Annotated in this window: 21 protein-coding genes; 11 read left to right on the forward strand and 10 right to left on the reverse strand. The window is 46.3% G+C overall.

What is annotated here, in order from left to right; genetic code table 11:
* Positions 1-3: 3 nt before the first annotated feature.
* Positions 4-1,524 carry a threonine ammonia-lyase, biosynthetic gene (gene ilvA, locus AC2T15_RS11405; protein WP_053100712.1) on the reverse strand — a complete coding sequence of 507 codons (1,521 nt, stop codon included), beginning with the start codon at positions 1,522-1,524 and terminating at the stop codon, positions 4-6.
* Positions 1,525-1,659: 135 nt separating this feature from the next.
* Here ilvA and rpiA point away from each other — a divergent pair, with 135 nt between their 5' ends.
* Genes rpiA through AC2T15_RS11420 form a run of 3 tightly spaced genes read left to right on the forward strand, consistent with a single transcriptional unit; the run spans position 1,660 to position 3,757 of the window.
* Complete coding sequence (gene rpiA / locus AC2T15_RS11410) at positions 1,660-2,334, forward strand: ribose-5-phosphate isomerase RpiA (RefSeq protein ID WP_053100713.1); 675 nt, start codon at positions 1,660-1,662, stop codon at positions 2,332-2,334.
* A gap of 54 nt (positions 2,335-2,388) precedes the next feature.
* Complete coding sequence (locus AC2T15_RS11415) at positions 2,389-2,754, forward strand: VanZ family protein (RefSeq protein WP_286594222.1); 366 nt, start codon at positions 2,389-2,391, stop codon at positions 2,752-2,754.
* Positions 2,705-3,757 (forward strand): asparaginase, encoded by a 1,053-nt coding sequence (locus tag AC2T15_RS11420; RefSeq protein WP_486778341.1) that lies wholly within the window; start codon positions 2,705-2,707, stop codon positions 3,755-3,757. The genes AC2T15_RS11415 and AC2T15_RS11420 overlap by 50 nt, the downstream gene beginning before the upstream one ends.
* Here the strand turns inward: AC2T15_RS11420 and AC2T15_RS11425 are convergent.
* The gene (locus AC2T15_RS11425) at positions 3,702-4,586 is read right to left on the reverse strand and encodes an EamA family transporter (protein ID WP_486778342.1); all 885 of its coding nucleotides are present in this window, start codon (positions 4,584-4,586) and stop codon (positions 3,702-3,704) included. The two genes, AC2T15_RS11420 and AC2T15_RS11425, sit on opposite strands and share 56 nt — an antisense overlap.
* Before the next feature lie 89 nt (positions 4,587-4,675).
* On the opposite strand from AC2T15_RS11425, the gene AC2T15_RS11430 reads away from it, so the two are divergent.
* The 3 genes from AC2T15_RS11430 (at position 4,676) to AC2T15_RS11440 (ending at position 6,243) form a co-directional block, all read left to right on the forward strand.
* Entirely contained in the window at positions 4,676-5,092 is a 417-nt protein-coding gene (locus AC2T15_RS11430) for a hypothetical protein (RefSeq protein WP_486778343.1), read from the forward strand.
* Positions 5,093-5,168: 76 nt separating this feature from the next.
* On the forward strand, positions 5,169-5,564 hold the full coding sequence (locus AC2T15_RS11435; protein WP_486778344.1) for a DUF4878 domain-containing protein: 396 nt from the start codon (positions 5,169-5,171) through the stop codon (positions 5,562-5,564).
* Positions 5,565-5,604: 40 nt separating this feature from the next.
* Complete coding sequence (locus AC2T15_RS11440; RefSeq protein WP_486778345.1) at positions 5,605-6,243, forward strand: hypothetical protein; 639 nt, start codon at positions 5,605-5,607, stop codon at positions 6,241-6,243.
* Here the strand turns inward: AC2T15_RS11440 and AC2T15_RS11445 are convergent.
* A complete protein-coding gene (locus AC2T15_RS11445; RefSeq protein ID WP_053100719.1) occupies positions 6,213-6,842 on the reverse strand; it encodes a LysE family translocator in 630 nt (209 codons plus the stop codon). The genes AC2T15_RS11440 and AC2T15_RS11445 overlap by 31 nt on opposite strands.
* Before the next feature lie 82 nt (positions 6,843-6,924).
* A complete protein-coding gene (locus AC2T15_RS11450; protein ID WP_053103153.1) occupies positions 6,925-8,763 on the reverse strand; it encodes an ABC transporter ATP-binding protein in 1,839 nt (612 codons plus the stop codon).
* A 205-nt stretch (positions 8,764-8,968) separates the two neighbouring features.
* On the opposite strand from AC2T15_RS11450, the gene AC2T15_RS11455 reads away from it, so the two are divergent.
* Complete coding sequence (locus AC2T15_RS11455) at positions 8,969-10,099, forward strand: HPP family protein (protein ID WP_486778346.1); 1,131 nt, start codon at positions 8,969-8,971, stop codon at positions 10,097-10,099.
* On the opposite strand, the gene AC2T15_RS11460 is transcribed toward AC2T15_RS11455, so the two are convergent.
* Positions 10,096-11,286, reverse strand: coding sequence for an NnrS family protein (locus AC2T15_RS11460; protein WP_486778347.1), 1,191 nt, complete (start codon positions 11,284-11,286; stop codon positions 10,096-10,098). The genes AC2T15_RS11455 and AC2T15_RS11460 overlap by 4 nt on opposite strands.
* Before the next feature lie 20 nt (positions 11,287-11,306).
* Positions 11,307-11,672 (reverse strand): MerR family transcriptional regulator, encoded by a 366-nt coding sequence (locus tag AC2T15_RS11465; protein WP_486778348.1) that lies wholly within the window; start codon positions 11,670-11,672, stop codon positions 11,307-11,309.
* Between the two features lie 94 nt (positions 11,673-11,766).
* Between AC2T15_RS11465 and AC2T15_RS11470 the strand changes: the two genes are divergently transcribed.
* The gene (locus tag AC2T15_RS11470; RefSeq protein WP_486778349.1) at positions 11,767-12,627 is read left to right on the forward strand and encodes an alpha/beta hydrolase family protein; all 861 of its coding nucleotides are present in this window, start codon (positions 11,767-11,769) and stop codon (positions 12,625-12,627) included.
* Here the strand turns inward: AC2T15_RS11470 and AC2T15_RS11475 are convergent.
* The 3 genes from AC2T15_RS11475 to AC2T15_RS11485 all read right to left on the reverse strand — a co-directional run bounded on the left by AC2T15_RS11475 (position 12,624) and on the right by AC2T15_RS11485 (position 14,602).
* Positions 12,624-13,073 carry a PACE efflux transporter gene (locus tag AC2T15_RS11475; RefSeq protein WP_486778350.1) on the reverse strand — a complete coding sequence of 150 codons (450 nt, stop codon included), beginning with the start codon at positions 13,071-13,073 and terminating at the stop codon, positions 12,624-12,626. The genes AC2T15_RS11470 and AC2T15_RS11475 overlap by 4 nt on opposite strands.
* Positions 13,074-13,459: 386 nt before the next feature.
* On the reverse strand, positions 13,460-14,185 hold the full coding sequence (locus AC2T15_RS11480) for a hypothetical protein (RefSeq protein ID WP_486778351.1): 726 nt from the start codon (positions 14,183-14,185) through the stop codon (positions 13,460-13,462).
* A gap of 78 nt (positions 14,186-14,263) precedes the next feature.
* A complete protein-coding gene (locus AC2T15_RS11485) occupies positions 14,264-14,602 on the reverse strand; it encodes a hypothetical protein (protein WP_486778352.1) in 339 nt (112 codons plus the stop codon).
* 108 nt (positions 14,603-14,710) lie between these two features.
* On the opposite strand from AC2T15_RS11485, the gene AC2T15_RS11490 reads away from it, so the two are divergent.
* The 3 genes from AC2T15_RS11490 to drt3b are packed head-to-tail and all read left to right on the forward strand — an operon-like array spanning position 14,711 to position 18,223.
* Positions 14,711-14,917, forward strand: coding sequence for a helix-turn-helix domain-containing protein (locus AC2T15_RS11490; RefSeq protein ID WP_486778353.1), 207 nt, complete (start codon positions 14,711-14,713; stop codon positions 14,915-14,917).
* Positions 14,918-14,975: 58 nt separating this feature from the next.
* On the forward strand, positions 14,976-16,259 hold the full coding sequence (gene drt3a / locus AC2T15_RS11495) for an antiviral reverse transcriptase Drt3a (RefSeq protein WP_486778354.1): 1,284 nt from the start codon (positions 14,976-14,978) through the stop codon (positions 16,257-16,259).
* Between the two features lie 8 nt (positions 16,260-16,267).
* Complete coding sequence (gene drt3b / locus AC2T15_RS11500) at positions 16,268-18,223, forward strand: antiviral reverse transcriptase Drt3b (protein WP_486778355.1); 1,956 nt, start codon at positions 16,268-16,270, stop codon at positions 18,221-18,223.
* A 235-nt stretch (positions 18,224-18,458) separates the two neighbouring features.
* Here the strand turns inward: drt3b and AC2T15_RS11505 are convergent, their stop codons facing one another.
* Positions 18,459-21,158: a DEAD/DEAH box helicase gene (locus AC2T15_RS11505; protein WP_486778356.1), complete on the reverse strand. Its 2,700-nt coding sequence runs from the start codon at positions 21,156-21,158 to the stop codon at positions 18,459-18,461.
* Positions 21,159-21,173: the final 15 nt, after the last annotated feature.

Genomic DNA, 21,173 nt, shown 5'->3' on the forward strand with positions numbered 1-21,173 from the left:
TAGTTAGCGATTACCTAAAAACAGCTGAAATGCTGGATTATCCGTTTCATCCCAATACGGATAGCCAATTTTATCGAAGGCTTCAGGTAGTAGATGGCGCTCATTTTCTGGCACCTGCAACGCAGTTAATACCCGACCTTCAGCCGCACCATGGTTACGGTAATGGAACATCGAGATATTCCAACGTCCGCCAAGCTTATGTAAGAAATTAAATAATGCTCCTGGGCGTTCGGGGAATTCAAAGCGATACACACATTCACTACCCGCTTCCGCCGCATGACCGCCGACCATGTGACGAATATGGAGCTTCGCTAGCTCATCTTCAGTTAAATCCAGTACCGGAAACCCTTGCTCACGTAGGGTGGCAATTAATTCTGAACGCGGATCTAACTCGGGATGAGTTTGTACCCCAACAAAAATATGGGCTTCATCGGCGGTGTGGTAACGATAATTAAATTCAGTAATTTGCCGCTTACCAATCGCCTCACAAAAGCGCTTGAAGCTACCTGGCGTCTCCGGAATAGTTACCGCAATAATAGCTTCGCGCTGCTCACCTAATTCAGCCCGCTCAGCCACATGCCGTAAACGGTCAAAGTTCACATTAGCACCCGAGTCAATTGCTACTAAGGCTTGATCTTGCACACCGGTACGCGCCACATATTTTTTAATCCCAGCCACCGCTAATGCCCCAGATGGCTCAGTAATTGAACGGGTGTCATCATAAATATCCTTCATTGCTGCGCACACCTCATCATTACTTACGGTAATGACTTCATCCACATAGTGCTGACAAACAGCAAAAGTGTGCTCACCAATTTGCGACACCGCTACCCCATCCGAAAACAAACCCACTTGCGCTAGTTCGACCCGCTCACCAGCGGCCAACGCAGCTTGCAAGCAATTAGAATCTTCTGGCTCCACCCCTATCACTTTAATTTCTGGACGCACGTACTTGATATAAGCTGCAACGCCGGCAATTAATCCACCGCCACCACAGGGCACAAAGATTGCATGAATGGGGGCTTGGTGCTGACGCAAAATTTCCATCGCCACCGTGCCCTGACCGGCAATCACATCGGGATCATCGTAAGGGTGGATATACACTAACCCCTTCTCTTCCACTAAGCGCAGCGAATGCGCCAGTGACTCAGGGAAGGCATCGCCATGCAGTACAACCCGTGCCCCACGGGCACGTACTGCTTTAACTTTAATTTCAGGGGTGGTTTTGGGCATCACAATAGTGGCCTTAATCCCCAAAAATTTAGCCGCCAAGGCAACGCCTTGCGCATGGTTACCCGCCGAGGCCGTGACCACACCACGGGCACGTTCAGCTTCACTTAGCTGAGCAATCTTGTTATATGCGCCACGAATCTTAAAAGAAAATACCGGCTGCAAGTCTTCGCGCTTGAGTAAAATACGGTTATTGAGGCGCTGAGATAATTGATAGGCAGATTGCAGTGGTGTTTCTTCCGCCACGTCATACACGCGGGCGGTTAAGATTTTCTTTATGTATTGTTCAAGCATGGCGGGATTCACTAGAAAGTTGTGCAAAAATAGTGAGTCTACTCTAGCTGACGCAACTCAACCACAAGAAGCCCCGCAATCTGCGCTAGAAAACCGTATAATTACGCCCATATATTCACTTCTGGAAATCAAGCCATGACCCAAGATCAGTTAAAACAAGCAGTAGCCCAAGCTGCTATTGATATCATTCGCCCGCAACTCGAAAAAAATAGCATCATCGGTGTGGGCACTGGCTCTACCGCTAATTTCTTTATTGATTTACTGGCTGATTTACGCATGGATTTTGCAGGGGCAGTGGCCAGTTCTGAAGCAACGGCTGAGCGTTTAAAGCAACATGGCATTGAAGTATTTGATTTAAATTCCGTCGGACAAATGGAATTTTATGTGGATGGTGCCGATGAAACTAATGAGCACCTCGAACTGATTAAAGGCGGTGGCGCAGCCTTAACCCGTGAAAAAATCGTAGCCGCAGTAGCGAAAACCTTTATTTGTATTGCAGATGAAAGTAAGCAAGTCAAAATTTTAGGTAACTTCCCGCTACCAGTCGAAGTGATTCCAATGGCGCGCAGTTATGTAGCACGAGAAATTCTCAAGCTTGGCGGTGATCCGGTGTATCGCCAAGGGGTTGTGACCGATAACGGGAATGTGATTTTGGATGTATATAATCTGCAAATCACTACGCCAGTCTTACTTGAGCAACAGCTCAATAACATTGTTGGCGTCGTGACCAATGGATTGTTTGCCAGTCGCCCAGCAGATATTTTATTACTCGGCACTAAAGATGGCGTAAAAACCTTTAACCGCCAGTAATTAGCCAAGCGCTGTACCTCTGTGGGCAGCGCAGGCCTGAATCGGGATAAATCCATGCTGCGAATTTTATTATTTATCACCTGCTTTGTAGTGGTGTGCTATGGGCTGTTTCGTCCTGAAGTCCCCCCTGCGATTTTTCGTGGAGCAGATCGCGTGATGCACTTTAGCGCTTTTTTAGGTGTCAGCTTTAGTGCACGCTTGGCCTTTCCTAAACTCCCTGCTTGGTTAGTCTGGGGCTTACTCTTGGCCTTTGCCCCTATTTCCGAGTGGTTACAAAGTGTGATTCAACCAGTGAACCGCAGCTTCAACTGGTTGGACATTGTTGCCAATACTATGGGTGTCTTAACTGCACTGCTGTGTTACGTGATTTATGTTAAGTGGTTGCATCCTCGATTATTTAACCAAGACCATGGGCATTGACCGACCATCTATTTGCTTAATCGGCCTTGGTGGCACTATTTCTGCCCACCATGCTGACCCTTTAGAGCTATGCGATTATCAGTCAGGGCATTATGCGTTAGCCGATATTTTAGCCAAACTGCCAGCACTTACCGAGCTGGCAACCATCTATCCCTATCAGCTAAGCAATGTTAGTAGTACCGCAATCAGTCTTTGTCACTGGTTTAACCTCAAACACTTGCTTGAGCAACAATTGGCCCAACCACATATTAAAGGGGCGGTGATAACCCACGGCACTAACACCCTAGAAGAAACCGCTTACTTTTTGCAGCTCACGCTAACCACTGATAAACCCGTCATTCTAACGGGCTCCCAGCGGCCATTTTCTGCACTAAGCAGCGATGCAGACTTTAATTTAATTAATAGCGTGCGGGTGGCGATTGCTGATAGTGCACAAGGTAAAGGCGTGTTAGTTGTAGCCAACGATAAAATTTACAGCGCTAGCGATGTCAGTAAAACCCATAGCTATCACCTAGAAACCTTTCAAGCACGCAATGGCGGCCCCTTGGGTTCAATTGATGCTGACCGTCAAGTGCGCTTTTGGCAGCAACCCGTGCAGCAGCCCTTAGCTAAACCTGAGTTTAGGCAGCTGACCGCCCCCGATAACTCACCTTTTGTGCCAATCATTTATTCCCATGCTGGGGCTGATCAGCAAGTCATTGAAGCTTTACTGACACACACAGCCCTTGATGGTTTAGTGATTGCCGGCACTGGCGCAGGACGTTGCTCGCCACTTGAAGAAGCGGCCATTGCTAAGGCTCGGGCAAACCATATTCCGGTAGTGATGAGCTCTCGCACCGGAGCTGGCGTGGTGCTACCGATTGCCTGCTATCAAACCTTAGGCTTAATTACCTTGGAGCATTTGTCACCTCAACAGGCGCGGATTTGGTTAATTCTTGAGTTATTACTCAAGGCGCAGTCTGGGTCTTTAACCGTTTCATCCAATGCGGCCAGCGCTGATTAATCCATAGCGACAATAAAATCACCGCGCCTCCGATCAGTAAGCGGGTGAGGTCTGCTTGGCGGTTCCAAATCACTAAATTGACGATTAAACCTGCAGGAATCAGCGCATTATTCATAATGCCTAAGGTGCCAGCATCTACTTTACTGGCGCCCAGATTCCAAAAATAAAACCCTAAACCCGAAGCCACCAAGCCTAGCCAAGCCAGCACGCCCCAGTGCAGACTGGTACTGGGTAAGCGTTCGCTGTTGCCGAGCAATAAAAACGCCGGCAAAGCGATTAAAAACGCGCCAATAAAGAAAAAGCCAAAACCCTCGGTGAGTTTTCCACCCTGAGGATAATAGCGCCGCACCAAGTGCGCATAACCGACTTGTCCGGCGGCAAAGGCTAAGTTAGCCAGCTGCAGCAGTAAAAAGCCTTGAATAAAGGCTTGGCTTACTCCGTCATAGCGAATAATAGCTGCACCCATGACTGCAATTAAGGTAGAAACAATCGGCACCCAACTAAAACGGCGTGATAGGGCATTATCAATTAACGCCACGTACAACGGGGTGAAAATGGTAAACAGCAAGACTTCAGGAACGGTTAAATACTCAAACGATAAATACAAGCCAATATAGGTCACGCCAAACTGCAACGCGCCGGTTAGGGTTACACCTGCCATAAAGCCTTTGGCTAAACGCTGAGGTCGCAGCAAGGGTAAAAAAATTAGCCCGGCCAATACAATGCGCGTCAGCACCGCAAAATAGCTATCCACCTGACCAGATAAATACTCGCCAATCAAACTAAACGAAACTGCCCATAACAAGGTAACGGCAATTAAATACGACATGCAGCTAGACTCTTAGTGAAAAATCACTAAGCATACGTGGCTAATAACCTAGGCTCTAGTCTTACTTATTCAATTGCTGGAAGAGTGCTATGCAGGTCATCATTCAACAAGAAGCAACCGGCTGCGGCATTGCCTCAGTAGCCAATATCGTGCAGCACTCCTACGCTGAGGTAAAAGCTATTGCCAATCAGATAGGCATTTATGCCACCGATACTGCCCTGTATTCAGACACCCATTATGTACGGCGCCTATTAACGCATTTTGACTGGCGCGCAGCCCCCACTGAAACACCATTTACCCACTGGGATGCTCTGCCTGATACCGCATTACTCGCCATTAAATGGCACCAACAACAAGGCGTGCCGTTTTGGCATTGGTGTGTGTTTAAACGAATTGATGGACACAATATGGTGCTCGACTCTGCCGCGTATCTTGAAAAAAACTGCATCACAGATTTATCTAAGCTGCAGCCAAAGTGGTTTATTGGGGTCACAAAAGCTAACTAAGCCTTGCTGATCACTTGCACCTCGTAATCAATCCACTTAACGTGACTACTCTTTACCCTATATAAGGATTAACACCATGCAGCTAGTAAAAAACTGGATACTTATTGCTCTGAGCACACTATTTTTAATGGCCTGCTCAGCCACGGGTTCCCCAGATAAAGTAGCGGAAGCGTTTATTAAAGCCGCGGCTAAGGGCGATGTGGAAAAGGTAATGCAATTAATCGATATCCCCAACGCCAACCAAAATGAACTACAAATGATTAAGGGTAAAGTCACCATGATTGTGGCTGAAGGCTCAGCTAAATTTGAGGCGCAAGGAGGTTTAAAGTCGGTTAAAACACTGAGTACAGAATATAGTGAGAATAAAACAACTGCCGTAGTACGCGTTGAGGTCACTATGAATAACAAGCAAGTTGATACCGATAATGTTCGCACCATCAAAACCGATGATGGCTGGAAAGTAAAACTATAGCTTCACAGCCCTACTCATTAATCAGTGGGTAGGGCTTTTTATGCTTATGCGCGTGTTTCCTTTATTCATTTTACTTATCGGGCTAGCCATTAGCTGGAGCCTTGAACAGGCTCGGCAAGCTGCTGCTATAACAACAGGTCCAATCGTTGAATTACACCAACTCCCTGCTCTAAAAATTGGTGATTGGGTGTTTCGCCAAGGCACATCAGTGGAAAGTGAACTGATTGCCAATATAGGCCAGAGCCGCTTTTCACATATAGGGGTGGTGACGGCAATAGAACCTGAAGTTATTATCACCCATGCCACAACAAATGATGATCCCAACTACTCCAATCAAGTGATTAACTCACGGTTAATCGATTTTAGCTCTAATCAACTAGCTCGCCGTATCGCCATTGCGCGTCCACAGTTTTTATCCACAGAACAACAGCAACGTATTAGCCAGCATATAGCCGCTAAAATCAGCCAGCCTTTTGTACTTAGTCAGCGCCAGCAACCCCATTTGTACTGCACTACCTTAATTGCCGACGCCATTACTGAACAGCAGCCTGATTTTTCACTGCCTTGGTTGAGTATAGATCAGCCCATTTTTCGTGGTGAATACCTGCATCCCCAAGCATTTGCAGAGCGCACTGATATTGAGTGGCTTTATCCGCCAACTAATTCCAGCACTGAATAAACCCCACCAATCAGGGCAATAAGCAGTAAAAACCCCGAGGATAACAGCGAAATTTTACGTTTTTGTCTTTGAAAAAAGTCATTGCGAACCAGCGTGATATAGCTAAATAAAATTAGAAAATCTACCGCAATCCAGCACAGCGTCAGCACACTTAAACTCAGCTTAAAGCTTGCAGTGATGCCGATAAACTGTGGAAAAAACGCGACGAAAAAGACAATATCTTTGGGGTTAGAAATCCCCATCAAAAATCCATGCACAAAACCTGTTCCTGACTGAGTAGGGTTTAATTCAGGTGGTTTTGTAACCGGCTCAGTAAGTTCATGGCGTAATCCATCAATCGCCATCCAGCCAATAAAGACACACCCCAGCAGACTAATCCAGCTTAGGTAATGCGGCTCTAACTGAATCACCCCAGCAATAATCAGCGCCGCAATCGACAATAATACTAATGAGGCTAAATTAGTCCCCAATACCGTCACCACGGCCCGTTTAAAGCCATAACGTGCGGCACTATTCAGCACCAGCGCGACAATCGGGCCTGGGGTAGCTATCAGTAAAAAAATAGCCGCTAAATAACTTAATAACAGGGGATAATTCATTGTGTGCTCTGGTAGCAATCAAAAGAGTGCCCACCTCCTAAGGATGGGCGTAAACTCGGCTCACGCCATCTGCGGCTAAGTTTTAGCTCTCATCGTCACCTAAAAACCCACCCGATTGGCGATTCCAGAGGCGGGCGTAAAGTCCGTTGGCTGCTAATAATTGCTGATGACTGCCCACTTCGACAATTTGCCCCTGATCCATCACCACCAAACGATCCATTTCGGCAATGGTGGATAAACGGTGGGCAATGGCGATCACGGTTTTATCTTGCATCAGCTCATTTAAGCTGTCTTGAATGGCCACCTCCACTTCAGAGTCCAGCGCACTAGTGGCTTCGTCTAGTAGCAAAATTGGCGCATCTTTGAGCATTACCCGAGCAATCGCAATGCGTTGCCGCTGACCGCCAGATAACTTAACGCCGCGATCGCCTACATGGGCCTCTAAACCTCTACGTCCTTGGGCATCGCTGAGCGACGGAATAAATTCTGCCGCTTGGGCTCGCTCAATCGCCTGTTGCAGCTGTTGCTCAGTGGCATCAGGGCGGCCATAAATAATATTGTCCCGCACCGAACGGTGCAGCAGCGAGGTATCTTGGGTCACCATGCCAATTTGTTGTCGCAGTGATTGCTGGGTAACCTTGGCAATATCTTGCCCATCAATCAAAACCTGCCCTGCATTCACTTCATAAAAGCGCAGCAAAATATTTACTAAGGTCGATTTACCGGCCCCTGAGCGCCCGACCAAGCCTATTTTTTCGCCTGGCTTGATTTGCAGATTAAAGTTATTCAGTAACGGTTTACCTTCCATGTATTGAAAGTCGACCTGCTTAAACTCGATCGCTCCTTGAGTCACTTTTAGCGGCTTAGCGTCCGCCGCATCTTGCAGCTTCACCGGCTGGCTAATGGTGTTCATACCATCTTGCACGGTACCTAGATTTTCAAACAGCATGGTGGCTTCCCACATAATCCAGTGTGATAAACCCACTAAACGCAGGGCCATAGCAATCGCTGCTGCTACCGCGCCCACACCAATTAGATCATGCTGCCAGAGATATAGACTCAGTGCTGCGGTACCACCCACTAACAACATATTAAGGCTATGATTGAGTAACTCTAAATAGCTGACCCAGCGCATTTGGGCGTGCACTGTGCCCATAAACTCTTGCATTGCCTGCTTGGCGTAGCTGGCCTCACGGCCGCCGTGGGAAAACAGTTTTACCGTCGCAATATTTGAGTAAGCATCGGTAATGCGCCCGGTCATTAACGAACGAGCATCGGCTTGATTGCGTGCTAGTTCAGCCATTTTCGGCACAAATACCCGCAGCACAATGCCAAATACAATTAGCCAAGCTACAAAAGGCACCAATAACCAAGCATCAAAACTGAGCAAAATCACGCCCGTGGTTAAAAAGTAAATCACCACATACACCAGCATTTCGGCGCAAATCATAATGGTGTCGCGCACCGCTAAGGCTGTTTGCATCACCTTGGCCGAGATCCGCCCTGCAAACTCTTCTTGATAAAACTGAATACTCTGGCTTAACAATAGCTGGTGAAATTGCCAGCGCAAACGCATCGGCAATACGCCCTGCAAAGTTTGAAAACGCACATTACTGGCAATTAATACCCAAAATGGGCTGAGGCAAATTAGCAATAGCATGGCCATCAGCGGACCACTTTTTTCAGCCCACAACTGCGTAGCGCCGTACTGATTCATCCAATCAACGACAACCCCCATCATCTGAAACAACACCGCTTCAAAGATGCCAAGGCCTGCGTTAAATAGTACTAACACCAACAGCCAAGGGCCTGCGCCTTTGGCGCACGCCTGAATAAAGTGGAAAATTGTTATTTGTTTAAGCCCAAAGGGCTCCTGTGGATAAGGATTAATCCGTCGCTCAAACCAGTCAAACCACGCCATAACTCACCTAGCTTATTTAGTTGATAAAAATTATAACACCGCAGGTATGAGTGCTAGATGAATGCCTATCGCTTCAGTGCTTATAACCTAGTGTGTGCGCTTAACTGCGCCTAGCAATAAAGCTCAGCCGCTGCTGTAGCCCGCATTAGGGCTCATGCTAAGCTGAGCACTGTTTAAAGTTATTGGTTATCTTCTAGGATCACACGTGCCCTTTATTGCCTGGCTGAAAGCCTTTCGTCCGTTGCACTTTGCCATAACCCCCAAACATGCCCTACGCGCTAGTTGTGGCGCCTTACTGGGCGTTAGTTGGGTCGTTGCAGTCAGTCATTGGCTGTTTGGCGCCGACGTTGCACTGCGTTTAGCCGCTCCAATTGGCGCCTCATCGGTTTTATTGTTTGTTACCGCCAACACACCTTTGGCTCATCCTTGGTCATTAATTGGCGGTAACTTAATCGCTGGTAGCATTGGATTAATTTGCGCTGTATTAATTGCAGATCCCGCCTTACGTGCCGGGCTCAGCATTGCCTTTGCCATCCTTGGCATGCTGTGTTTGCGGTGCTTGCATCCACCTAGTTGCGCTGTCGCTTTGGTCTTAGCCCTCAGCCCTAATCTGGTGGCGCAGTGGGGCTTCAGCATTCTTTGGGTGGTGCTCTGTAACTCGCTATTACTGTTGGCCTGTGCGCTGCTGTTTAATAATCTGACAGGACAGCCTTATCCCAAACTGGCAGCGCCAGCGGTGCCTGATCCCAATCGCTCGTTACCAAGCTGGCAACGCACTCAGTTACAACAGCAAGATTTAACCCAAGCACTGCAACAGCTGGGACACTACGTGGATGTGCGAATTGAAGATTTAGTCAATTTACTGCAGCTCACCGAACAACAAGCTTTTAAGCGGATGACCCAACAATTAACCGCAGCGGATTTAATGTCTTACCCTGTGCTGAGTATTACTGCAGAATCAAGCTTAGATCAGGCTTGGCAACTGATGCAGCCCCAGCAACTACAAGCCTTACCGGTCGTGCAGCAACAGCGGGTGGTAGGGATTATTACCCGCTATGACTTACTTAAGGCTTTACTGCAACAACCCAAAACACCTAAGCACTGGCTGAGTAAAACGCCGAAGACCTGCAGCGTGCAGCAAATTATGACTACCGAGGTCCTGTTTGCCAAGCCTGACACCCCTATTTTGCAGCTAGTAAAACAGATGACGGAACAACCATTGCATAGCCTGCCAATTGTCGATGCTGAGCAGCAACTGATTGGTATACTCAGCCAAACAGACCTAATTGCGGGCCTCTATCGCTTGGTATTACAGCGTTGCCATATTGCCGCTTAACCCGGATGCCCATCAACTCTGGCACGGGTTAAAATCGGCAAGTACTGGATAAACCATAGACCCAATGCCAACAGCCATAATGCGCTTGCCAGCCACAGGCCGACGGCGTAGTCCCAGTGAATCACTAGCACTCGGGCAATCACTGCCAGATTAAATAACACTAGGCTAACTAGAGTTAAGCGCCCGAGCTGTAAGGGGCGTCCGGTATGGCCTAAACTAACCCGGGCCACCATCGCCAAAATCATATTGCTCATTGCGCCCACGGTAAAGGCATGCACCGCACTGCTGGGCGAGGCCATCCAACCCACTTGCCACAGCGCAAATAAACCACAGGCAATCACCAACCAGCCATAAGCCACCTGCAGCGACCAGAGTAATGGCACGCGCCAAATTGCGCTGCGATACCAGCGGGCTAAACGGTAGCCATGACCCACTGCCAGCAGCAGCCAAATCAGTGCCAAATACCGCCCCAGCACGGCTGCAACTCCTGATAAATACAGCAAACCTAAACCTAGGGTCAGTATTAATAAGGCATTATCGAGCCCAGCTGAACGGGGTAAAGCCTGAGTCAGTGCCAAGCCGCGCTGGGTGAAAAAAGGAATCACTCGCCCACCAATTAAGGTAATCATCGCCGCAATCAGCCACAGCCCGGCATAACTTGATTGCTGCACTAGCGCGGGTTGATCGTGGCTAATACCCCACATAAAGCTGCTATTTGCCGCCAATAGCAGCAATAAGATTAATAACACTGGATAATTGCGTCGTTGTTTAGCGCTGATCAGTAACAGGCTCATCTGTAACAACAAAGCCAGCATAAACAAGCTATCTAGCGCCACTAACCAGACTAAGGGTGCATTCAATAACCAGGCACCACGCGCCACCAACCAAATGGCAAATAGGCTTAATAGCGGCTGCCCCGATAAACTAGGCTGCCCGGTCCACGCTTGCACGGCCGTGAGTAAAAAGCCGCTAATAATTGCCAGCGCAAACCCAAAAATCAGCTCGTGCTGATGCCAATTAAGCCACCCGCTAGCAGGTGTAAAATCGGCTAAATAACCATTGAGCGCTAACACCCATAAAGGCACAGCTAATGCGGCAAAGCCAATGCCAAACAGAAAAAATGGCCGAAAGGCTAAACGCCAAATAGGGGTAATGGTTAATCCTTGCTGACGATCGGTAATCTGCATGGGGGCATCCTATAAGGCAGTTACGCCTTTAACTGTTCGCGATACTTACATAAGCCGGCTAAGGCTAAATCAATTTGCTGACGAATACTTTCCAGCTCACTGAGTTTACGATTAATTTCTTCGCGCTTTATTTGCAATTGCCGCTGCATCTGCGCTTGGGTGAGTTCACGTGAATACAACAGCTGCACTAACTGCTTGATCTCTTTTAAAGTAAAACCTAAATCTTTGGCCTGATTGATCATATTTAAATGCAAAATCACCGACTCATCATACTGTCGATAGCCATTCTCGGTGCGTTTAGGCTCAGCAATTAAGCCTTGCTGCTCATAGAAACGAATGGTATCGCGACTTAAGCCGGTTTTCTCAACAACTTGTTTAATTTGCATGGAATTCCTCTTGCGCTTGACCTTGGAGTACGCTCCAAGGTTTAGCATAGTAAGACTAGATGCATTTGAATAGTCACTTTTTGAGCAAAACACCATGAAAATACAATTTACAACAACCGATCAGGTGTCTTTAGCTGGGCAGCTGATTGAGGCCAAAGCTGCTAAAGCTGTTGTCCTCATTAACCCTGGTACTGCGACTAAGACCTCATTTTATCTGCCTTTTGCGCAGTTTTTAGCCGAGCAGGGCTACCATGTATTGCTGTGGAATTACCGTGGCTGCTGCGAATCGCGCACCGGCAGCATTAAACATAGCGCCTATCGTTATGCCGATATTGGTAACTACGATATTCCAGCGGCGATTAATCAAGCGAAGGCTCTGTTTCCTGAGCTACCGCTATATTGCATTGGCCACAGCGCTGGCGGTCAGCAAATTGGCTTTACCGAAGCCAGCCAACAATTAGCCGGATTAGTTGCGGTGGCGGTCTCAGCGGGTCATATGCCGCATATGCCCTTAGGTTATCGCTTGCAAGCCAACTTATTTTTTAGAGTCATCGTACCGCTTAGCGTCCGCTTGTGTGGCTATGTTCCGGCGAAAAAACTCAAGTTAATGGAAGATTTGCCCAGCCAGATGGCAATTGAGTGGGGCAACTGGTGCAAAGAAGACAGTATGTTTTTTTCGCCTAAATACTACGCTGAGGTGGTGCCTAATAGTATTTATCAACAACTGGGATTTCCGGTGCATGTTATTACCGCTTCGGATGATGAAATCTCCACCCCGAAAAACACCGAAAACCTCTGGAAACATATCCACAGCCAACACGGTATTAGCTTTAAAAGCTACGATGCAGCCAGCAGCCCCAAACGGGCAATCGGTCATTTTGGCTACTTTAGAAAGGCCAATCAGCACATTTGGCAGGATATTTTGCAGCAGTTACAAGAGTTTCAGCAGCGCTAGCTTTCTAGCGCTTGCTCCTCTTGTCTTTCTGGCAGTGCAAATACTAAATCAAAGCCCCAGGTGAAGATAAAAGTATAGAACAAGAAGAAAATTAGAATGGTCGCTTCCATAACTAACGCACGCAGTGGCCCTATCTGATACCACCACATGTACAACGGAATGGTCAGCAGCATCAGTCCCAACTCAAATAAGCTGGCATGGGCAATACGAATTGCCACGGTGCGTTCGGGATAATTACGGGTGCTTTCCCACCATTCAAACACACTGTTAAAAATGTAGTTCCACACCACCGCTATCACCGATACTGCCACCGCAACCGGTAATGACTCTTGGGCATCGCCGCCGCTTAACAGCATCAGTAACAATGTGGATAACAGAATCGCGAAGGCTTCAAATAACGCCACATACACTATGCGGCGAGTCACAGGACGTAAATAAATCATCATTCACTCGGCTCAAAGAATAAGTTCCAAGAACCGGCCCGCCCCGGCTAATTTGCAACGCCCCACACAGGGCAAAACTAGGCCACGGTTTCCGCCTAGGCGGGGGATTGTAACACTACTAAGCCTTTGCTCATCACAACACCGGCTTTTCTAACGTAAGTATTGTGCTCAGAATTAGCCACTGTGGGATGCTAATAAAGTTGGTAACAAAGCTCAGCGCAAAGCCGCACTCTATCGAGCCTATAAAATCAGAGCAAAAAATAAAGTTGGTAACTTTTGAGGCTCTCATGAGATTTTTAGGGTAAAAGCGTACTAATAAAGTTGGTAACTATTAACAGGCATGGTGTAAGGCTTCTTAGCTTAAATCATGCCTGTCGTTTTTCTGCTCATCATCCTGCTTGGGTATCAGTTTCCTGTAGCAGTTCATGTAATGGCTGCTTAAAACCACCATCATCCGTACCCAACAGGACATTAAAAACAATATGACTGAGCGAAGATTGGGGTAGATCGTAGTTTCTACTGAACGCTGTCACATTCCAATCATTTGCTAGAGCTTGCTCTAAGCTCCGAGATATCGACCTAACTACCGTGTTTGCTGCCTGTCTTTTAGAAACGTAACTGCGCATATAATAGGCAGCAGCATCCCGAGCTGCACGCCAAAGGAAATTATAGGTCTGAGCTACGCTGAACGTTTTTAGACATTGCCTTAGGGTATGCTGCGTTTTTTCTCCTGGTGAAAAATCAAACTGGTGTTCTTCTAGTTTCACTTTAAGGAAGGCTAGGCACTCTTGTAACTGAATCTCCTTGCACAGTTCAATAAGCTCAGGAGAGTGCTTTATGTTTTGCAAAACTTCAGTGTCTAGAAAGTCATGAATGAGTTTGCTCATGTCCTGCTGGTCTAGTGCGAAATCAAATGTAGACATGACAAAGCTGATGCTGGCTGTACCATCCGCGGCAAACTCTACGGCTTCTGGAGAGGAATCTAAGCTAATCAATAGCAAGTGCTTATCAATCAAATGTCGCAGAATATATCGATCAAAAATAGGGTCAGGGGATAGAGTGTAGTTAGGGTAATCACTTAATGGCTCAATCGCACTGAGATCTTCGTTGCTCAACGCATGAATGATAGCGAGTAGATAAATAATGCTTTTGAGATCCAGCGTAGCTAGGTCAGGTTTGTTATTGGCTGCTTCTTACCGAAGCTCTATAAGAATATTTCGCTTCTGATCTGCAGTTTTTTTGCGTGCAGCCTCTGAGCACTTTTGACATATAGAACCTGCATAGCGATTACGTTCTTGATACTGGATTCGAGTGCTAAAACGACATGGCTCTTCACAACTTCTACAGCAAATTGACGCTGACCAAACGTAGGCGTGCTGCTTAACGTACTGGCTGATTATGTGTGCTTTCACTTCATGCTTAACAGCAATTTCTCGCACTTTAAGCACGAATTTACCATCTTCATCTTGCAGCCAATAGTCTTCGCAGATACCAGCGACTTGCTGGTCTTTGGTCAAAATTTCCAACTGCATATTAAGTACCTGAGACTATTACAAAATAAATGCGGATTATAGTCCGTGGCTTGTACGTCCGCAAATACTGACTATTGCGCCTTCATTTTCATATGAGGGATTGTGCTCATGGGACAGTTGGCAAAAGCCATAGGAGCTAGAATCCGCTTAGAACGAAAGGGCCGTAACCTATCGCAAGATGCTTTAGCTTTGGCATGCGGCATTGACCGTAGCTACATGGGGCGTATTGAGCGTGGAGAAGTTAATATTACGGTAGAGAAGCTATATATAATTGCTGAGGTTTTGCTATGTTCTCCAAGCGATCTTTTGCCATAATTAAAAAAATATTGGTATTAGCTATTATCTAAAGCTTTGAAGGTATAGAGGAAGTAAAATGGCAAGGGAACTTTCATTCGATCAATCTTTTTGCAGAAAAACTCTTGAACGTGTCCTATATAAGAGTGATTTTCGTGGGATTCCGGCTTTAGCTCAAGATAACTTTAGAGAGAAGCTCCTCAGTCAAGCATTAGCATCAGCTACTACTCATTTTCATACCCCTTATGTACCTCTAATAAGTTTCCCTCTTAAAGGAAAAACTGTTTATCGCTTAGCTAGGCATCAAGACGAGCTAGTGGAGCGAAAACTTCGATTGAATTTAAAAAAGAGCACTTCACTTAGTGTAGATGGGCGGTCTCAGATCGTCAGAAACCTCAAGCTCCTTTTGGAAGAGGGTGTTCCTTATCGAATTTATCGTCTGGATATTCGATCATTCTTCGAGTCTTTCGAAAAGAGCCATATTTTTGATACCGTTTCGAGCATCAAAAGCTTGAGTCCGCATAGTAGGAAGTTAATCGGGGCGCTGCTTGATGCCCATGCTTCGATTGGAGGTCGCGGTGTACCAAGGGGGCTGTCTATTAGTGCTGCTCTATCGGAAATTCTAATGTGGGATTTCGATCAGAAGGTGCGCTGGGCCAGTAATACATTTTACTATTCCCGGTATGTCGATGACATCATTATTGTCTCGTCGGCAAGGGAAGACGAAGAATGTTTTCTGCGGGAATTGCGATCCTTTCTTCCTCTTGGACTTAAATTAAATCCTGATAAGAAAAACATTGTTGCAGCGACGGCCAGAGTGGCAAAAGAAAGTTCTACAATCGCGTCCCCCCCCCTTCAGTTTGACTATCTTGGTTATCAATTTTTAGTTAAAAACCCTACCAAGGAGGAAGCGGGGAAAACTAAGGCCGGACAGTTATACCGGAAAGTCCACGTGGATATCGCAAAGAAAAAGATCAAACGAATGAAAACAAGAGTTGTTCGATCATTCCTGAGTTATGCTAAGTCGAATGACTGGGGATTGCTCCGTGATCGCATCGCATTCTTGACGCAAAACTTCAGTGTGTATAACCCGAAAGTTGGCGGTAAGAAAATCGCCGGGATATATCATAGCTACCCATTGATTTCAGATGACGCTGCTGGCCTAAAAGAGCTGGATAGATTCCTTAGAAATGCAGTCTTATCGAAAAAAGGTAGGGTTTTTTCGATAACAAACACAATGATTTCTTCACATCAGAGGCGCAAATTGCTCGCGTATAGCTTTGCAAGAGGACACAGAAACCGTAGTTTTATCCACTTCTCTGCAGCAAGAATATCTCAGATCCAGAGTTGCTGGATTTACTAAGGCGTAAAATGAAGAAAAATCGGATTCGCCGTAGCGACTACAATAGGGTTCTTATTACGGAAACCACTCCGTTTGAAACCCCAATCATCTTCTCGAATGATGGGCTCTATGACCAGATTGCTGCCCTAGATAGTGCTGGTCATGTGCAAAGTACCGTTATCAAATCTCTGGTTTTGCATGACGGCATCAGCAAAACGCCAAGCTCGACCGTGCCATATACATATAAGATCAAGAAAGATTCAAAGAGTTTTCGACGTCTTGCTCTACTGCATCCGGCCTCTCAGTGGAAAGCAAGGGTCTTCTATGAAAAATATGAACAGCTAATAATACACTATTGTTCTATCAGCCCGGCATCTATCCGCGCGCCCAAAACAGTTGCCAGTAGCTTTTACTCAAAAAGCTCTTGGGAGAACATTAACAAGTATAAAACCGGCTCCATCGCCCTCGATGGGATTGACAGGTATGCCAAGCACGCACCCTCATTTTTTTCGTACAGAGGATATGACCGTCTGTACAAATTCTTCAATTCGAGAGATTACTTTGCATTGGAGAAAAGATTTTCTTTTCTAAAGACGCTTGATGTTACAAAATGCTTTGACAGCATCTATACACACTGCCTTTCCTGGGCAGTCAAGGACAAACCTTTTACAAAATCGCACGTTGCTGTCTCCTCTACCTTTGCCCAGGAGTTTGATGGCGTCATCCGGCACGGCAATCATAATGAGACAAACGGAATCCCGATAGGCCCTGAGGTGAGTCGGATATTTGCTGAAATACTGTTTCAGAAAATTGATCGACGGGTAATACAAGAGTTAGCGGACTTGAAATTTCATGAAGACTATGAATTTCGACGCTACGTAGATGACGTTTTTATATTTGCTCGGAATGAGTCTATTGCCAGTAGAATTCATGATAAGTATGCAGATGTTCTAATTGATTTTAATCTTCATACAAACACAGCAAAGTCAACATGCATGGGGAGGCCATTTTCCTCATCCAAGGCAAGGCTTGTTTATGACGCAGGGCAACAAGCCAATTCTTTTTTTGAAAAATTCCTTGAGCAAACTGGGACAGGTGAGCTTAGCCCTAAAAGCATTCATAATAAATGGAAATTAACCAAAAGCTACATTGACTCAGTGAAGGCTCTATGTCATTCAAACGTATCAACCTATGATGAGATTGCCTCCTTCTTAATTTCAGTAATTACTGAGCGAGTCAAGCGGCTTGTTAATCATGACGACCCTTCGAGCACCATACAAGAAGCTGAATATGTTGATGCGTTTATTGTGTTGCTTGACGTGCTGTTCTTTCTTTACAGTGTTGCCCCCTCTGTTGGTGCTTCTTACAAACTTAGTACGTCCTTAATTTTAGCTGCACGATTTAGCAAGCAGCATTTACCTGCTGGTTACCCAACGGTACATCAAAAGATTTTTGATCTAACCTGTTCGTTGCTACATGACCAATGTGGCATGAAACACGCTGGCGATATTGAAGGGTTTGTTCACCTTGAATTCTTCAATATCGCATTAGCAACGCGGGAGCTAGGCGATAATCACCTGTTGCCACCTGAGATTATTGATGAGCTCTTTGTCAGCGCGGGAAAGTTAACATACTTCACCATTGTTGCCTCTCTGTTCTATGTGCGAGATTCCAAGGTGTACCAAGAATTGAGGACTAAGCTTTTGGATGCTGCGGTGGAAAAACTATCTGATCTCTCTGATGTCTTGATGAATAGCGAAAAGGCTCATCTCTTACTCGACCTATTCTCGTGTCCCTATGTACCCGATAAGCAAAAGACCGCTTGGATAAAAAATTTCTTTAGAACCCTTCAATTTTCCCAGCCCGGCAGCGCGGATTTGCAGGACTTTTTGACGGGCATTAATACAAGCTATGCACAGGTGGATTGGAAGGATATTGATTTGCTCAATTCTTTGGAGAAGAAGGAACTGAAGCAGGCGTATTAAGTTATACTTACCTTTGAAGGAAGGGTGTCCTCTCATCTTCTACTGGTTCGCCAGTGGCTGAAGCCAGTGCTCGCAAGAGCGCTATTCAGTATCGACTCGTGTGTATGGTCAGCAATGACAGGAAGTACGGGGCGGTGCTTGAGCGGTGCACAAGTCACTTCGGTGGCTTGTGCATCCACACACTCAGTGGGGCCTCTTCCTTCACCACTGAAGCCTAATTAAAAATAGGCTTCAGTCACCTCACTATCGTATCCAAAATCTGCTGCCTAACGTCACGCCCCTCTTGATCTTGTTTTACCGCCATAATGAACAAGCATTTACCGTTACTCAGCTGTGCCCATTTATTACCCACTTCTCGTTTTTCCGCCGAGTCATCATTGCTGGCATACACGTCACCTTTGTATTCTACCACCAGCATGCGGCCATCATTCAATTCACAGACAAAGTCGGGGTAAAACTTGCTATGCGCCAAAGGCAACCAAAACGAAGCATGGTCACGGCGCACTAAATTGCGAATCCAGTATTTTATTTGCGGTAGGCTTTCAATCGCTTTAGCGCACTCGAACTCTTCGCCCGCGGACTTTAGATCTTCAATCAAATTCTGCGGGAAAAAATGTTTCATAAATTGAAAACTACCCGAATAATAAGGCGGGCGTGACGGGTATTTATCGGGTTTGAACTCATACAAAAACTCATCAGACAAGCAGGCGGTACTGCTGCTATCAAATATAGAGTGCTGGTAGCTATTTCTCTGCGCCTTAGCACGGTACATGCCAATTAAATCGCGAATGGCACGCGCCAGTGGAAACTTATTTCGCACCAAGGCCGTCAGTGTCATATCGTATTTTTGCAGTAAATTTTTTATCAACACAGCGATAAAACCAGTCAACTGCTGTTGTACAACATCGGTTTGCCGCAGCTCTTTATCCAGCCAACGAATCAGGTCTTGCTCAGTCAGGTCAAGAAATCCCTGATTAAAAGGCACGGCATCTTTTTGTTCTGAAATCTTATAAATGACTTTTTGGCCATCAAAATCAATAGCAAAACTGCTACTGGTTTCGTGTAACGTGAAGTTTTTCAGCTCGGCTGGATAGTCGAGCAAATTCCAGTTACAGGCATGCAATAACACCTCAGATTCAATCAGCTCCAGCTGCCCTTGTTGCATCATGCATAGTTGCGGCAGTGCAGCAAACACTTCGCCACGCTCAGAAGGCGCTTTGCGGGCTTGAATCGTTTGGTTATGCACACGCACATTGCGTTCAAATACTTGCCGATCTTTGCCCGCCTTCACCTGCTTCGTTAACGCCTGCTGGATGTTCTCTGTAACTTCTCCTGTGATTTTTATTACTGTGGTTTGGCTGGCCGTATCTGTGGTGGTGGTGATTTGTTGTTTTTCTACATCGGATAACGCAGAAAAATCTGGCAGCTCACCAACCTCCACCACTAATGCGGGTGCGACCACTGGGCGTGGCTGCGCTGGTGCATTATTACCAAACAAATCATCTTGTTGCGGATGTGCGGCTTGCTCGCGTAAAAACGCGGCAATTTCCATTTCTTCAAAACCCATAGCAATCAGGGTATCGGATAGCTCTTGCGCTGCGCGGCTAAATTTACTGGTCGCTAGGTGCGCATAGGCACGGTTTAGATCTTCAATCATGCGGCGTTTTGCATAAGGCATCCGCAATACGCGCCCTAACAGTTGCTCAGCGTCTTTGCTGGATGACACCTGCTTTACCGAGCAAAACACATAAGCAAAGGAACAGTCCCAGCCTTCTTTTAAGGCCTCAATAGTAATGATGTATTCAATAGGACAGCTGCGTTCAAACAGGTTGATGCCGTCCAGCTCGCGCTGATTGCCGGTCACCACAGCAATTTTATTTGCTTCGATTTTCAGCTGTTCAATCAGATGATTTTTTAATACCTCAACCGTCACTTCAGCATTTTTGTTTTCCGCTTGAAAAAGCGCAATGGGGCGAATGTAGTCTTCATCTTTCTGTGCATCAAGTGCAAGTTTGTTACGTGTAATAACGGCATCTTGTATGGCATCTTGCCAGTTTTGATGCTCAGTCAGCACAATCGGCAGTTTAATCATTTCTTCAGCTTTTAACTCAGCTGCGGAAACATGAAATAGCACATTACTGCCATTGTTATTGGTGGTATTGGGCGTAGCAGTTAACTCAATAATCACTGCCGGATGTACACGATGCAGGGTGTCAAAGGTTAAACTGGTACGCGCATTATGCGCTTCATCCACGATGACGATTGGACGGTATACCGCTAGCAAGTTGGCGAAGGAGAATTTTACTTTCCCCAGCTCAGTCTCGGTTAAACCGTTTTCTTGCAGGTCGCTTTCAGTAACACGCTCTAATAGTGACCATGAAGGGTGGTTACTATTGATTTTGGCAAAGTGCGGCTCAAAGTTTTCGTGGTAAGCATAGACTTTGCGCCCCGAGGTATCATTAACGCGCAAGTTCGCCATTGTGGAAACCACGACAATGGCTTTGCTGCCAATATCTTGCGGGCGAATCTGCGTGACCTCATCAATATCCAGCACCAACACTTGGCGATTAAAGGCGCGGTCAAGATTTTGCCTATAGGGATGACCTGGCTTTTTCAGTGCTTCAACAGTTTGTTGGCGAATGGTGATACTCGGGACCAGCCACAGAGTAATAGGCGCATCGCTTTCTAAATAATGCTGCGCTGCCACTTCTACCGCATAAGAGCCCAGCACTGTTTTACCGCCACCGGTTGGAATGCGCAAGCAGAAATAAGGTGTTTGACCAAAGCTGTATTCTTGGTAAGCATGCGAGGGTAAATCTTGTTCAGCCAGTGCTGCGCTATACGCCTCAGCAACCGAATCGGCCTGCAAACAACGCGATAAAAACGATTGCATGACATCGACAGCACGCTGCTGATAGCCCTTTAATTTAAACATCTGTGTAGTCCTTAC

It is taken from the genome of Thiopseudomonas sp. SA1F2-1K, assembly GCF_057443035.1.

Bases quoted from the DNA above. Each gene is read 5' to 3' on its own strand.
- AC2T15_RS11485 (WP_486778352.1), bottom strand. From the start codon at position 14,602: ATGCAGTTGGAAATTTTGACCAAAGACCAGCAAGTCGCTGGTATCTGC.
- ilvA (WP_053100712.1), bottom strand. From the start codon at position 1,524: ATGCTTGAACAATACATAAAGAAAATCTTAACCGCCCGCGTGTATGAC.
- drt3a (WP_486778354.1), top strand. From the start codon at position 14,976: ATGGCAAGGGAACTTTCATTCGATCAATCTTTTTGCAGAAAAACTCTT.
- rpiA (WP_053100713.1), top strand. From the start codon at position 1,660: ATGACCCAAGATCAGTTAAAACAAGCAGTAGCCCAAGCTGCTATTGAT.
- AC2T15_RS11425 (WP_486778342.1), bottom strand. From the start codon at position 4,586: ATGTCGTATTTAATTGCCGTTACCTTGTTATGGGCAGTTTCGTTTAGT.
- drt3b (WP_486778355.1), top strand. From the start codon at position 16,268: ATGAAGAAAAATCGGATTCGCCGTAGCGACTACAATAGGGTTCTTATT.
- AC2T15_RS11420 (WP_486778341.1), top strand. From the start codon at position 2,705: ATGTTAAGTGGTTGCATCCTCGATTATTTAACCAAGACCATGGGCATT.
- AC2T15_RS11440 (WP_486778345.1), top strand. From the start codon at position 5,605: ATGCTTATGCGCGTGTTTCCTTTATTCATTTTACTTATCGGGCTAGCC.
- AC2T15_RS11465 (WP_486778348.1), bottom strand. From the start codon at position 11,672: ATGCAAATTAAACAAGTTGTTGAGAAAACCGGCTTAAGTCGCGATACC.
- AC2T15_RS11475 (WP_486778350.1), bottom strand. From the start codon at position 13,073: ATGATGATTTATTTACGTCCTGTGACTCGCCGCATAGTGTATGTGGCG.
- AC2T15_RS11470 (WP_486778349.1), top strand. From the start codon at position 11,767: ATGAAAATACAATTTACAACAACCGATCAGGTGTCTTTAGCTGGGCAG.
- AC2T15_RS11435 (WP_486778344.1), top strand. From the start codon at position 5,169: ATGCAGCTAGTAAAAAACTGGATACTTATTGCTCTGAGCACACTATTT.
- AC2T15_RS11445 (WP_053100719.1), bottom strand. From the start codon at position 6,842: ATGAATTATCCCCTGTTATTAAGTTATTTAGCGGCTATTTTTTTACTG.
- AC2T15_RS11490 (WP_486778353.1), top strand. From the start codon at position 14,711: ATGGGACAGTTGGCAAAAGCCATAGGAGCTAGAATCCGCTTAGAACGA.
- AC2T15_RS11415 (WP_286594222.1), top strand. From the start codon at position 2,389: ATGCTGCGAATTTTATTATTTATCACCTGCTTTGTAGTGGTGTGCTAT.
- AC2T15_RS11505 (WP_486778356.1), bottom strand. From the start codon at position 21,158: ATGTTTAAATTAAAGGGCTATCAGCAGCGTGCTGTCGATGTCATGCAA.
- AC2T15_RS11450 (WP_053103153.1), bottom strand. From the start codon at position 8,763: ATGGCGTGGTTTGACTGGTTTGAGCGACGGATTAATCCTTATCCACAG.
- AC2T15_RS11460 (WP_486778347.1), bottom strand. From the start codon at position 11,286: ATGCAGATTACCGATCGTCAGCAAGGATTAACCATTACCCCTATTTGG.
- AC2T15_RS11430 (WP_486778343.1), top strand. From the start codon at position 4,676: ATGCAGGTCATCATTCAACAAGAAGCAACCGGCTGCGGCATTGCCTCA.